Below are 13762 nucleotides of genomic sequence, written 5' to 3' on the forward strand. Positions count from 1 at the left end.
GCATATAAAAGTCTCAAATAGATAAATTCAAAGCCGCTTATTAAGTAGCTACAAACTCATAAATCAAATTAGAAGAGAATGAATTACGTTAAAATCACATAAATAATACAATAAAAGTTAATTAATTAGTATTTTTTATTATAATTCTTGAAAAGTGTGTTCTATTTGTTATTTTTATTCTCATACTGCTAGGTTACCCAAACCTGTCTGTAAAAAGTTTATCTAACCTGATTTTGATATAAAAAAAGAGTAGAAAAAAGCCCTAAATTTATAACATGTTGGTTTTAAAGAAAAAATTGTAAAAAAAAGCTTTTCAATGGCCCATATTACCGAATTATTTTGTATATTGGACGATTTTTGCAAAAAATTTAATGAGTCTTTAGAGAAATTTTTAATTTCTGATCAAAAATCTAGGTTGAAAAAGTCAGCCTTAAGCTTGTCTGAAGCAATGACGATTGTCATTTTATTTCATCAATCCGGGTTTAGATTCTTCAAATATTTTTATTGCCAAATGATCGTTCCATTCTGGAAATCCGCTTTTTCTCAACTTCTTAGCTACAACCGCTTTATTGAAAGCATGCCTCGTTGTTTACAAGCTTTGAATAGTTTCTTCCATCAAGTTAAAAGAAAAGATACAAGGATCAGCATTATTGATTCCACTAAATTGGTTGTTTGCCATAATCTTCGAATTCAAAGACATCGTGTATTTAAAGGCTTAGCGGGTCGTGGGAAAAGTAGTACCGGGTGGTTTTATGGTTCTATGGTTCTATGGTTCTATGGTTCTATGGTTCTATGGTTCTATGGTTCTATGGTTCTATGGTTCTATGGTTCTATGGTTCTATGGTTCTATGGTTCTATGGTTTTAAATTACATCTGATTATCAACAATTTAGGTGAAATTATTAATCCCAAACTTAGATCGGGAAATGTTCACGATGTTGCTGTACTGGAATCTTTAACTCAAGAATTAAAAGGAGTTTTACTCGGAGATAAGGCTATTTGAGCAAAGCTGAAGCTTTAGCAGCCAGAAGACTAAAAATATTGCCCCCATCACGCAGGAATATGAAAAACAAACCCGTTCATACTGAAGAAGAAAAACAATTGCCTTGTAAAAGAGAATTGATTGAAACAGTGAATGATCTGTATTAGCTCAAACCTGAGCTGACAGTTATACATTTTTTTATTGGATCTTTCAGGTTAAATTTGAGCTTTTAATTGATAATTCCCTGCCCCCCACTTCCTTTCTAGTACACTTTTTAAACTCATCCACTTTCTGATAAGCGAAGATCAAAACACATTAATAGCACTGATTCCTACATGGTAGAATCCCATTCATCTTAAAACCTCTAATCACAATCATTTAAACAATCAAAGAAACCCCCTCTCATCATAGCCACACACCCCAAAATTTTATACAATAGTGCATCCTTTTCCATGGTGCTGCTTTATGACCGCTTGGACTGCTCATGTCACTGTCGCAACTGTCGTTGAAAAAGACGGAAAATTCCTGTTTGTAGAAGAACATACAGAAGGTGTGACACACACGGTATTTAATCAGCCAGCAGGTCATGTTGAATGCGGTGAAACCATTATTGAAGCCGCCATTCGTGAAACCATGGAAGAGACCGGACATAGGGTTGAAGTGACTCATCTGTTAGGAATGTATACCTATACCCCACCGATGTTCCCGGATCGTACATATTTTCGTTTCTGCTTTTTAGCCAAATCCATTGACTATGACCCAAATGCCACTTTAGATACAGATATTGTCGGCGCAGTCTGGATGACGCTCGATGAACTGATTGAATCTGCTCGTGCGCGTAGTCCATTGGTGATTAAAGCCGTGCAAGATGCGCTTTCAGGTCAAAAATACCCTTTATCGCTCATTTACGAGCACCAAAATTCTCCCTTAATTTCAAATTTGGATGCCTAATCCTATGCAACAACGTGTCATCGTCGGTATGTCAGGTGGTGTAGATTCATCTGTTTCTGCTGCCCTTTTACTTCAACAAGGTTATCAGGTTGAAGGTCTTTTCATGAAAAACTGGGAAGAAGATGACGGCACAGAATATTGCACGGCGATGGATGACCTTGCCGATGCTCAGGCCGTTTGCGACAAAATCGGCATTAAGCTGCATACTGCAAACTTTGCCATGGAATATTGGGACCGTGTCTTTGAACATTTCCTGGCGGAATATGCGGCTGGCCGTACGCCAAACCCAGACATTTTATGTAATAAAGAAATTAAATTCCGTGCCTTCTTAGATCACGCGATTAACTTGGGTGCAGACTTTATTGCCACAGGTCACTATTGTCGTCGTGGTGAAACCATGACCAACTCACGTGGTGAAGAATATGCACCTTTATTACGTGGTGTGGACAATAACAAAGACCAGACTTACTTCCTGCATGCTGTCCATGGTCGTGAAATTAATAAGACCCTGTTCCCTGTTGGTGAAATTGAAAAGCCACAAGTCCGTAAAATTGCAGAAGAATTAGATCTGGTCACGGCCAAGAAAAAAGATTCGACTGGCATCTGTTTTATTGGTGAGCGCCGATTTAATGACTTTTTAAAGCAATATTTACCTGCTCAACCGGGAAAAATCGTGCTGGAAGATGGTAAAGAGGTTGGTGATCATCACGGCTTAATGTACTATACGCTCGGTCAACGCGGTGGCATTGGTATTGGTGGTATGAAAGGCGTCGCTGAAGGTGCCTGGTTCGTATTACATAAAGATATCGAAGGTAATCGCCTGGTGGTCGGCCAAGGCCATGAACACCCACTCATGCAAAGTACTACACTTTGGAGTGAGGCGATTGACTGGGTCGCAGGTGAGCAGGATATTCCTGAAACAGGTTTCCGTTGCACAGCAAAAACCCGTTACCGTCAGACTGATCAAGCATGTACTGTGTATCAAGATTCAGAATCACTGAATGGTGTTCGTGTTGAGTTTGATGAACCTCAACGTGCAGTGACCCCGGGTCAAAGCGTGGTGTTCTATTCAGGTGAAGTTTGTTTAGGGGGTGGTGTGATTCATCATACCAATGCACCTAAACCTGATTTTATAAAAGGATGAATTCGGCATGACGGAGTTACCATTTCAACCGGCCACAACGTTGAATACTCGTCAAAATCGTGCTTTGGCATTAGCGGGTGTGTTTCAGGCCACCCAGCTGACCCATATGACCGCATTGACGGGTCAGCAAAGCATTGGTGAAAGTGGTAACTTTTATTTTGAACAGTTGATTAGAGCCAGTCTTAATATCCGTCCCGGCAGCAATCAGAATGCCCAGACGCTCGACTTTTTTAATCAACTGGCCGATATTTCCTTAGGTTTAAAAACATTAGAAAGCAGCATTATTCAACCCTTCAATACTTCTCCAAAATCCAGAATTCCAAAACTTTCCAGCACTAAACTTCCCATGAGCTATGCGATGGCACTTCTTCAGTTAGAAAAGAAGGTCTATAGCAATCCCAAATTTGTTGAAATTATTGAACAGTCCCAACAGAAAATTCTCAGACAGCTCTCCTTCTTCGATAATAATTACCTGCACCCCAGCATCATTGCCAATCTCGCTCAAACCTATGTCGATACTGCCGGACAGATTAATCCGCGCATTATGGTGCGTGGTAATGCCGAAGCCTTTAAAGATGCCGGACACACCAACCGGATCCGCGCTTCTTTATTTACCGGTTTGCAAATGGCGCATCTGTGGCGTCAGCTCGGTGGCAGCTCTTGGGGCATGGTATTTGGCAAACGCAAGTTGCTACAAGATATTCAGAATCTGGCGCGTTTACAGTTTCAGGTGGTTTAACTGATGCTGCACGTGTTTCGTTTTACGTTTAATTCCAAAATCTAAGGAATCGATATGAACGCTTTAACTGCACTTTCTCCATTAGATGGACGTTACGCGAGCAAATGTGATGCTCTACGTCCCTTTCTTTCTGAGTTTGGTTTAATCCATGCTCGTGTGACTGTTGAAGTGCGTTGGTTACAAGCGCTTGCAAACCACCCGGAAATTACTGAAGTACCGGCGTTTTCAGGCGAAACTAATGCAGCGCTTGATGCGATTGTGAGCGATTTTTCTGAAAATGATGCTAATCGCATCAAAGAGATCGAACGCACCACCAACCACGACGTTAAAGCGGTTGAATATTTCCTGAAAGAAAAAATCGCCAATATCGATGAACTTAAAAATGCCGGTGAATTTATTCACTTTGCATGTACATCTGAAGATATTAACAACCTGTCGCATGCCTTGATGCTGAAAAGCGGTCGTGATGTACTGGTTGCATCTATGCAGCAAATCATTGATTCAATCGTTGCGCTTTCTGAGAAGCATGCAGACCAGCCAATGTTGTCTCGTACTCATGGCCAAACTGCAAGCCCGACGACTTTGGGTAAAGAAATGGCGAACGTGGCTTACCGCCTTGCACGTCAAATCAAACAGTTCAAAAATGTTGAGCTACTGGGCAAAATCAATGGTGCAGTAGGTAACTACAATGCGCACTACTCTGCTTACCCAGACATCAACTGGCCTGCGCATTCACAAGCATTTGTAGAGTCTTTGGGTCTAGATTTTAACCCGTACACTACTCAGATCGAGCCACACGATTACATGGCAGAACTGTTTGATGCGCTGCGTCGTTTCAACACTATTCTGATCGATTTTAACCGTGACGTTTGGGGCTATATCTCTCTTGGTTTCTTCAAGCAAAAACTGAAAGAAGGTGAAGTCGGTTCTTCAACCATGCCGCATAAAGTTAACCCGATCGACTTCGAAAACTCTGAAGGTAACTTGGGTATTGCAAACGCGGTACTTGCCCACTTAGGTGAAAAACTGCCAATTTCTCGCTGGCAGCGTGACCTTACTGACTCTACTGTGCTTCGCAACATGGGTGTTGGTTTTGCGCAAAGCTTAATTGCTTTTGAAGCTTGCTCTAAAGGTGTTGGCAAACTTGAGTTGAACGCTGCGCGTATCAATGAAGACTTGGACAATGCGCAAGAAGTATTGGCTGAACCAATTCAAACTGTAATGCGTCGTTACAACGTTGAAAAACCATACGAAAAACTAAAAGCCCTGACTCGTGGTCAAGCCATGACTCGCGACATGATGGTTGATTTCGTAAACGGTAACGAGTTAGAAGCGGTTCCAGCTGCTGATCGTGCGCGTCTAGCTGAAATGACACCTGCTTCTTATACAGGTAATGCTGCTGAACAGGCCAAACAAGTGGCTGAGCTGATTGCTAAAATCTAATTTAAAATAAGACCAAAAGGCGAAGCTCAGGCTTCGCCTTTTTATTTATAATGTATTTTATTCTAAAAACGATATTTCATCATAACGACATGATTGAGCAGCGACTTTCCGCCAAGCATTATGCGAGCCTGGGCATTTTAATTCTTGCTATTATATTGGCCAGTATTCATCCTTTAGAACTGGAAGCTTATCTCTTGCATCAGGCCGGTACAGCTTTCATGCTTATCATGCTGCTGGTCTGTCTATATAAAATTGGGCTGCATTTTTTAAGTTTTAATTTATATATCCTTTTCCTGATTGTTCATGTGATTGCTGCACACTATCTGTATTCCTATGTGCCTTATAACCAGTGGATTGAGCAGATTTTTGGCTTTCATCTGAATGAAGCAATGCATTGGTCACGCAATATGTTTGACCGTTTTGTTCATCTGGCCTACGGATTACTCCTTTACCCCATTTTCTATCGCCTGTTTCAGGTCTGGTTGCCGCAGCAAAAACCTGTGGTCATTTTCCTGCTGGTGATTCAGTTTGTGGTGGCCAGTAGCATGATCTATGAATGGCTGGAATGGTTGATCGCGATTGGCTTATCTCCCGAAGAAGCGGAGAACTATAATGGACAGCAAGGTGATAGCTGGGATGCGCATAAAGACATCTTGCTTGCCACATTAGGCGCGATATTTACGGGTAGTCTCATGCTCTTACAAAGAAGCCCACCGAAGTGAGCTTTTAAAATCAAAATCTCATTGAATTAAGGTTTGTACTCAACTATTACATTCATATTCTGCAATTATGGGAGTGGGCAATATTGCATCCAGTCATCTTTCATTTTTTGCAGTTCATTACCCGTCAACATTTCGCTGTAATAAATAAAATAGCTTGCATCAGGATATTGAATTTCATGTCTATACATCATCCCACGTAGAGAAATAGAAAATTCTTCTGGGAAATCATTCAAGTTCAATTCTTCAAACTCGTAATTAAAATAACAGTTTTGTGTTGCAAGATATGCTTCAGCTATAGCCATGTTTCTGCTCTAACAATAAAATATGCTTTATTTTATCCGATTAGCTGTAGGGATGTTTTGCATTTCAGTTGGTTCAATCCATTGAACAAACTTAGATTCTGACAAATGTGGATATTTGAACTTATCTAAATATTCAAAGCAGACCTTTTGAGCTTTCGGCATTTTCTCTAGATGCTGATCGAAGAGTAAATGGCGACTATATTGAGCACCATCAAAGCGAATAATCACACCTTCAAACTCCTTACCACCTCGAGTTTTATGCACCTGATAAGACTGCACCACACCACATGCCTTCGATGGAATAACAGGCGGATCATCTGGCTTTAACACAGCATATAGAATAAAGAGACATGTCCCTGGGATAAAACCCAGCCAAAATAAAAGTTTTTTTTGATCTTCATTTTGTAACTTGGCTTCAGCGTACAATGCACATGCTATCGGACAGATCGCGATAGTCAGAAAACCTAAAACAAGAATAAGGGTGAGCATGCCAGTAAAAGCCGCATTGAATTAGATCTTTTATAGCATACTAACAATAACCTAAGGCATAAAAAAGCTCACCGCAGTGAGCTTTAATATATATTCAATTTTAACTGAATTAGAGTTTAGGATCGCGCATCTGTACCAGATTTGCATTGGCTTTGCTTAAGCTTTCCATGACCTTATTCATTACGGTTGGAATCAATGAATCCGCAATTTGCGCTGCCTGTAAACCCAGCTTTTCACCCAAGGTTGGTTTCTTGCGGGTCTGGATCGAATAAACATCATGTTGCGTCAGCAAGTGCAGTAAATATTCATCTGAAGTTTGCAGTTTATCTACCAGATTTAAATCCAGTGCATCACGACCATACCAATGCTCACCGGTTGCCACTTTTCCCACATTCAGCTGCGGACGGTATTTTTCTACAAAATGTTTGAACAAGGCATGCGTTTGCTGTAACTCTTCTTCAAACTTGGCCTTCCCTTCTTCGGTGTTTTCACCAAACATGGTCACGGTACGTTTGTACTGACCTGCGGTATAGAGTTCAAAGTCGATTTTATTGTCTTTCAGCAGACGGTTAAAGTTAGGCACTTGAGCCACCACCCCAATCGAACCGACAATCGCAAATGGTGCAGACACAACTTCATTTGCGATACACGCCATCATATAACCGCCACTGGCCGCTACTTTATCGACACAGATGGTCAAGTGAAAACCGGCATCACGTAAACGTACCAGTTGAGCAGCGGCCAGACCGTAGCCATGCACCATACCACCCGGGCTTTCTAAACGCACCACAACACGGTCACGGCCCGCTTTAGCCGTGGATAAAATCAGGGTAATTTCTTCACGTAAACTTTCGACCGCAGAAGCGGCCATATCGCCTTTAAAGTCCAAGACATAGATTTTTTGATTGGTTTTCTTGCGTGCACGTGCTTCTTTTGACAGCTGTTGTGACAACTGCAAAAGCTCCAGTTTAGAGCCAGTCGTTTGCGCTATTTTTTTTCGTTGTTCATTGATACGCGCATTTAAATGACTGACACGGATTTCAGCGGGCAGTTTCGGACTATGAAATAACATAAAAAATCTATTCTCTATTTAATTCGGCTTATATCCTTAGATTAGGTCAATTCTGATTTTTTCAACAGCATTTATTGATCTTGTTGCCAAGCATGTCCACGACGAATCAATAATTTATATTAATTCATAATTTCATGAATCGCGAACAAACGAAAATACCAAATAAATAAAAGTGTATAGATTACAGCTATAATCAAAGCATTCATTGGCCACCAGGTTAATATAATAAAACCTCGATGACTTGTCCCCGAAGGGGTCATCAATGAATATACCGCAATAAAAAAAATGATCGTAATAAGCACAAAGAAGTATTCACCAAAACGCGTATGCATTAATGGTTTCTTGCCCTTCTCTTGTACTTTTAGATAACGATGAAATTTAAATTGAGCATGTGCTGTAATATAAACACGCCATTTTTGTTTAACTTCAATATTATATTTTTGATGCTTTAACATATAAAAAATCACAAAGCCCAAGAAAGTATTCACGATCACAAACACGTCATAGAGCCAACGATGATAGTTGGTCATTCCCTGACTTTGTGAAGTAATGAACAAGCCTTCATAAGGGACAATCAAGGCTAATATGATACTGAACAGCACCATCACTAAATCAAAATATTGATGCATATAAGCCGTTCCAAAAAGCACATAGAACATATCTTTCATCGCGATTTGCGTCAGTTTAGCTTTTTCTTTAAATTCAGGGGTCTGTTGCATTGTCATTATAATTTTTAAAAAACTTATAGAACATAACAAAAAAAAACAGAATCCTAAGATTCTGTTTTAAAAGATTTATTTTTAAAATCGTATTAACCAAAACGCCCTGTAATATAAGCTTCAGTCAATTGATGATCTGGTTGGGTAAAGACTTTTTCGGTCGCATTCACCTCAATTAAATCACCCAGATGGAAATACGCAGTACGGTCAGATACACGCGCTGCCTGTTGCATGGAGTGGGTTACAATCGCAATGGTATATTGAGTTGAAAGCTCAGAAATCAGCTCTTCTACTTTTGCTGTTGCAATTGGATCCAGCGCAGAACATGGTTCATCCATCAGAATCACTTCAGGCGAAACTGCGATGGTACGCGCGATACATAAACGTTGCTGCTGACCACCTGACAAACCTGTTCCCGGCTGATTCAAACGGTCTTTTACTTCTTCCCACAAACCGGCTTTACGCAAACTGCCTTCGACAATTTCTTCAAGATCGTATTTATCACGTGCAAGACCATGTAATTTCGGGCCGTAAGAAACGTTGTCAAAAATAGACTTTGGAAACGGGTTGGGCTTCTGGAATACCATACCGACTTGAGCACGTAGCAAGACCACATCCAGGTTTGGATCATAAATGTCCTGATTGTCCAGCATGACTTTACCGGTCACACGACAACTGTCAATGGTGTCATTCATGCGGTTTAGGGTACGCAGAAAGGTTGACTTACCACAGCCTGATGGCCCAATAAAAGCAATCACTTCATTTTCATAAATGTTCAGGTCAATGCCTTTAATCGCTTCCGCTTCACCATAGTACACATGCACATCAGATGTACTCAGTTTCACATTTGTCGACTTTTCATCTTTTTTGCTGCTACTTTGCATATCGAATTGGGAGACAAACGATGTTGCTGGCTTTGGTGTAGCCTCATCATTAGTGAATTGTGTCTGTTGTGGATTCACGGATTGATCCTTTTTTAAGGAGTTTTGAATAACAGTTGTGTTCATGATTCTGCCCCTATTACCAACGGACTTCAAACTTTTTACGTAACCAGATGGCCAGACTGTTCAAGCTGATCATCATGGCCAGAAGTACAATAATTGCTGCTGCGGTACGCCCTTCAAAGAAGTTACGTAACTCATTGCCCTGCCATAAGAAAATCTGCACAGGTAACGCTGTAGACTGATCAAATGGTGTGGCTGGAACGCTGGCAACAAAAGCACTCATCCCGATTAATAACAATGGTGCAGTTTCCCCTAATGCTTGCGCGACCCCGATAATAGCACCAGTTAAAATACCCGGCAAAGCCAATGGCAAGACATGATGAAAAACCGTTTGTAGTCGTGAAGCACCCAAGCCCAACGCTGCCTGACGAATCGAAGGTGGAACCGCTTTAAGCGATGCACGTGTGGTGATGATGACAGTTGGCAAAGTCATCAGACTCAGCACTAGACCACCGACCAGAGGGGCCGATAGCGGTAAATGCATCCAGCCAATAAAGATCGCGGCACCCAGCAAACCAAACACAATCGATGGGACTGCTGCCAGGTTGTTGATGTTGACTTCGACAATATCGGTAATCCAGTTTTTCGGCGCAAACTCTTCCAGATAGATCGCAGATGCCACCCCAATTGGAATCGAGATAAAGATCACGATCATCATCATGAACAGTGAGCCCATGAAAGCGCCTGCCAGACCTGACGTTGCCGGTGAACTACGCGAGTCAGGGCTGGTAAAAATATTAGTATTGAAACTGTTTTCGATTACACCTGAGGCTTTCATCTCGTCCGCCACCTGGCGTACTTCAGGACTGAGTTGTTGCTGTTCTGCTGGTAACGAACGATCAATATTACCCGCCAGCCAGACATCGACATTGGCATCTGCCAGAATTTTAACCTCTGTGCTTTGACCGACCAGACTTGGATCATTCATGACCATGTCACGTAAGCGATAAGCCTCAGAACTGGTATATAAATAACCCAGTTCATCACGCTGACTTTCCAGCTTGCTGTCTCTGGCGATCATGCCGTTGATGATCAGTGCATCCCAGTCCACCATGCCGACATCCATTTGCCAGGCAATCATACGCTCTTCAAACTGCGCCGGAGACTCCCCCGCAGCTGGCTTGGGTTTTGGACCAATCTCTACAATGGCCGGATCGAAATGAATCGGCAAACTCATGCTGCTTTGCCAGAAGGCAGGCAAACCTTTGGATAAAATACTGCCGAAGAGCAATACCACAAAGAACAGACCGGCCAATACCGCAGAGAAACCAAATAGACGGAATGTTTTTTCTTTACGATGACGTCGCCCCAAAGAGCTTTGAATGGTCTTCTTACGCTTTTCACGCAGCTCGGCAGCGACGGATGGATCAACACGCTGATCCACAGGCGTTGTATTTGAAGTACTCATTAGTCGTATTGCTCACGATATTTACGCACGATGATCAGTGCAACAATGTTCAAACCTAGGGTAATCACAAATAAGGTCAGTCCCAGGGCAAAGGCCACAAGTGCTTGCGGACTGGCAAAGTCGGTATCACCTGTTAATTGATTGACGATGGTAATGGTGACCGTAGATACGGCTTCAAGTGGATTGGCATGCAGCTGCGGACTGTTCCCCGCTGCAAGTACCACGATCATGGTTTCACCAATTGCACGGGATGCTGCCAACAGGAACGCACCAATAATACCCGGCAAAGCTGCAGGTAAAACCACCTGACGGATCGTTTCAGATTTGGTTGCACCTAGCCCCAGAGAACCATCACGTAAGGCACGTGGCACCTGGGTAATAATGTCATCGGATAGAGAAGATACGAATGGAATAATCATGATGCCCATCACCAGACCCGCGGTCAGCGCACTGGTGGCATTAATTTCGAGTCCGACCATGGCACCCATGGCTTTAAGAAATGGACCGATGATCATCAAGGCAAAGACACCATAAACAATCGTAGGAATACCCGCCAACACTTCAATCGTAGGTTTTGCCCAAGAGCGGAAGCGCGGTGATGCATATTCTGCCAGATAGATCGCAATCATCAGACCGACCGGTACGGCAACCAAAAGTGCGATCGCACTGACCATGAGCGTACCCCACAGCAGTGGCAATAAACCGTAACTGCCCTCGGCACTGCCAGAAGTACTAAAACCCGGGTTCCATTCGGTACCAAAGAAGAAATCCAGTGGACTGACGAAGCTGAAGAAACGCATCGCCTCGCCAAACATCGACATCACAATTCCGAGAGTAGTCAGAATCGCCACACCTGAACACAGTGCCAAGCCGATATTAATCATTTTTTCGACTTGGTTACGTGCGCGGAATTCCTGGCTAATACGTTTTTTGGCCCAGACCAGTCCGGCCAGTGCAGCCGAAATCACCACTGCGAGCTTGGCAAAAGTGCCGATGGTCGAAAACTTCGCCAGCTGCTCGGCAGCGGCCAGTTCATAGGCTGCAGGTGTATCACTGACACCAAAACCTGATGCAAGTGCCTGAACGCGATCAACCACAACGCCAAGACTTGCCTGATCCAGACTGGCCGAAATATCCTGCGGCAAATGGTTGAGTACCACCTGCTCCAGAAAACTTGGCTCAACCATATTCCAAACAATCAAAATTAAAAACGCAGGGATACCACACCACAGTGCCACCAGTGCACCATAATATCCGGGACGCGAGTGTAAGTTTGCAGAATTGCTTCCCTTACCTGCTAAGTTACGGCTTTTACTTAATCCGATTTGATAGGCTATGGCCATAATGGCCAATAACACACCTATAAGTAGCAGATTCATGTATTCTCCACTGTTTTCTCAATTTTCATGGTTTGAAAAAACTTGTTTATCGCAAAAAGCCGATGGTAGGTTGACCCTACCACCAGCGATTTCAAAATCATCGATTATTTTACAATGACCGCTTTACCAGCCTTGAAATTTGCAAGGACTGCTGCGCGTTCTTTATCAGACATTGAAATCAGACCCGCTTTTTCCAGCTTAGAGCCCTTACCAGATACCTTCTTGTTCAGGAAGTATTCAGTAAACTGTGGTAGGCCTTTGATCGATTTCAAGTGTTCGCCTTTCACGTAGAAGAACAATGGACGTGATACCGGATAAGCACCATTCAAAATCGTTTTTTCAGAAGGCGCTACATTATTCACAGTTGCAACACGTAAGCGGTCACGGTTCTGGTCATAGAAGCCCAGGCCAAACACCCCGACTGCACTTGGAGAAGTTTTCAAACGCGCCAGTGTCTCGGTATAGTCGCCTGCAATTTCAACTACACGGCCATCTTTACGGAATGTGGTACATGCTTTTTTCTTGGCATCTTTATCTAGAGACTTAATTGCAGCATACGATTCACAACCTGCATCCACCATTTTCTCCTGGAACACTTCGCGCGTACCATGATTCGAAGCAGGAATCACCAGCGTGATCGGCTCATTCGGAAGTGCTTTGTCAATTTGGTTCCAGCGTGTATACGGATTGGCGACCATTTTGCCATTTGATGGAAGTTGTGCAGCAAGTGCAGCGAAGACATGCTGTGGACGCAACTTATAAGCAGCCTTGTTAGCATTTGAAGCAAATACGATACCGTCATAACCGATTTTGATTTCTAATACTTGGTTAACGCCGTTCTTTTTACATTCAGCCAGCTCGGTAGATTTGATTTGACGCGAAGAGTTCGCGATATCAATGGTGTTATCACCCACGCCATTACAGAACTGCTTTAAACCACCTGACGAACCGCCAGAACCGACCACTGGTGTTTTGAATTGTGGGAAGGTATTACCGAATTCTTCCGCCACGATACTGGCATATGGAAGTACAGTTGAAGAACCTGCAATTTGAATCGTGTCACGAGCTGCATGTGCAGTCGTTACAGCAGCTGCCCCTGTTAATGCCAATGCTAAAGCTATATTTGTAAAGCGCATTCTAGTATCTCTCTCATTTATACAATTTGGAGTACGCCACTTTTTATTCAGTTTTGTACTTCTTTCGATACCTGCATTTTGATTTTAGAATATGACAGATAAGTTACAGCTTTATTACGATTTAGTGATTTTTAATCTAGCAGTTTTTTCTTGATTAAATTTTTATGGATTTCAATGATTAAGTTCTTTTTGTCATTCACTTCAATAAAAAATTTTAGACCAATGACATGTAACAATTTTTATAAACCTGAACTCAGGATAAATCCTGCTCCC

General features: G+C 42.3%; 13 protein-coding genes and 2 pseudogenes. 7 read left to right on the plus strand and 8 right to left on the minus strand.

All coding sequences use genetic code 11. The annotated features are described in order from the left end of the window. Window positions 1–316: 316 nt before the first annotated feature. The 7 genes and pseudogenes from KT990_RS13590 to KT990_RS04065 all read left to right on the plus strand — a co-directional run. Window positions 317–745: pseudogene (locus tag KT990_RS13590) on the plus strand (transposase); the annotation flags it as partial. A gap of 104 nt (window positions 746–849) precedes the next feature. Continuing rightward, window positions 850–1139: pseudogene (locus tag KT990_RS13655) on the plus strand (transposase); the annotation flags it as partial. A 307-nt stretch (window positions 1140–1446) separates the two neighbouring features. Then, window positions 1447–1932, plus strand: a complete 486-nt coding sequence (locus KT990_RS04045) for an NUDIX hydrolase (RefSeq protein ID WP_218209203.1) — start codon at window positions 1447–1449, stop codon at window positions 1930–1932. A 4-nt stretch (window positions 1933–1936) separates the two neighbouring features. Beyond that, window positions 1937–3076, plus strand: a complete 1140-nt coding sequence (mnmA, locus tag KT990_RS04050; protein WP_085064280.1) for a tRNA 2-thiouridine(34) synthase MnmA — start codon at window positions 1937–1939, stop codon at window positions 3074–3076. A gap of 7 nt (window positions 3077–3083) precedes the next feature. Beyond that, window positions 3084–3815: a high frequency lysogenization protein HflD gene (hflD, locus tag KT990_RS04055; protein WP_005107369.1), complete on the plus strand. Its 732-nt coding sequence runs from the start codon at window positions 3084–3086 to the stop codon at window positions 3813–3815. 54 nt (window positions 3816–3869) lie between these two features. Beyond that, a complete protein-coding gene (purB, locus tag KT990_RS04060; protein ID WP_218209204.1) occupies window positions 3870–5258 on the plus strand; it encodes an adenylosuccinate lyase in 1389 nt (462 codons plus the stop codon). 89 nt (window positions 5259–5347) lie between these two features. Then, a complete protein-coding gene (locus KT990_RS04065; protein WP_180050035.1) occupies window positions 5348–5980 on the plus strand; it encodes a DUF2238 domain-containing protein in 633 nt (210 codons plus the stop codon). Between the two features lie 65 nt (window positions 5981–6045). Here the strand turns inward: KT990_RS04065 and KT990_RS04070 are convergent, their stop codons facing one another. From KT990_RS04070 to KT990_RS04105, 8 genes are all read right to left on the minus strand, one after another. Next, window positions 6046–6282 (minus strand): hypothetical protein, encoded by a 237-nt coding sequence (locus KT990_RS04070; protein ID WP_218209205.1) that lies wholly within the window; start codon window positions 6280–6282, stop codon window positions 6046–6048. Window positions 6283–6309: 27 nt separating this feature from the next. Next, window positions 6310–6771 carry a hypothetical protein gene (locus KT990_RS04075; RefSeq protein ID WP_005096462.1) on the minus strand — a complete coding sequence of 154 codons (462 nt, stop codon included), beginning with the start codon at window positions 6769–6771 and terminating at the stop codon, window positions 6310–6312. 109 nt (window positions 6772–6880) lie between these two features. Next, window positions 6881–7843: a protease SohB gene (gene sohB, locus KT990_RS04080; RefSeq protein ID WP_218209206.1), complete on the minus strand. Its 963-nt coding sequence runs from the start codon at window positions 7841–7843 to the stop codon at window positions 6881–6883. Window positions 7844–7962: 119 nt separating this feature from the next. Next, window positions 7963–8568, minus strand: coding sequence for a hypothetical protein (locus KT990_RS04085; protein WP_218209207.1), 606 nt, complete (start codon window positions 8566–8568; stop codon window positions 7963–7965). 86 nt (window positions 8569–8654) lie between these two features. Next, window positions 8655–9569: a phosphate ABC transporter ATP-binding protein PstB gene (gene pstB / locus KT990_RS04090; RefSeq protein ID WP_218209208.1), complete on the minus strand. Its 915-nt coding sequence runs from the start codon at window positions 9567–9569 to the stop codon at window positions 8655–8657. 13 nt (window positions 9570–9582) lie between these two features. Then, window positions 9583–10974 (minus strand): phosphate ABC transporter permease PstA, encoded by a 1392-nt coding sequence (gene pstA / locus KT990_RS04095; RefSeq protein WP_005096458.1) that lies wholly within the window; start codon window positions 10972–10974, stop codon window positions 9583–9585. Then, complete coding sequence (pstC, locus tag KT990_RS04100) at window positions 10974–12353, minus strand: phosphate ABC transporter permease subunit PstC (RefSeq protein WP_218209209.1); 1380 nt, start codon at window positions 12351–12353, stop codon at window positions 10974–10976. The genes pstA and pstC overlap by 1 nt, the downstream gene beginning before the upstream one ends. A 104-nt stretch (window positions 12354–12457) precedes the next feature. Next, window positions 12458–13489 (minus strand): substrate-binding domain-containing protein, encoded by a 1032-nt coding sequence (locus tag KT990_RS04105; RefSeq protein ID WP_005171700.1) that lies wholly within the window; start codon window positions 13487–13489, stop codon window positions 12458–12460. Window positions 13490–13762: the final 273 nt, after the last annotated feature.

This window comes from Acinetobacter sp. F9 (assembly GCF_019195275.1).
Classification (GTDB): Bacteria; Pseudomonadota; Gammaproteobacteria; order Pseudomonadales; family Moraxellaceae; genus Acinetobacter; species Acinetobacter pseudolwoffii.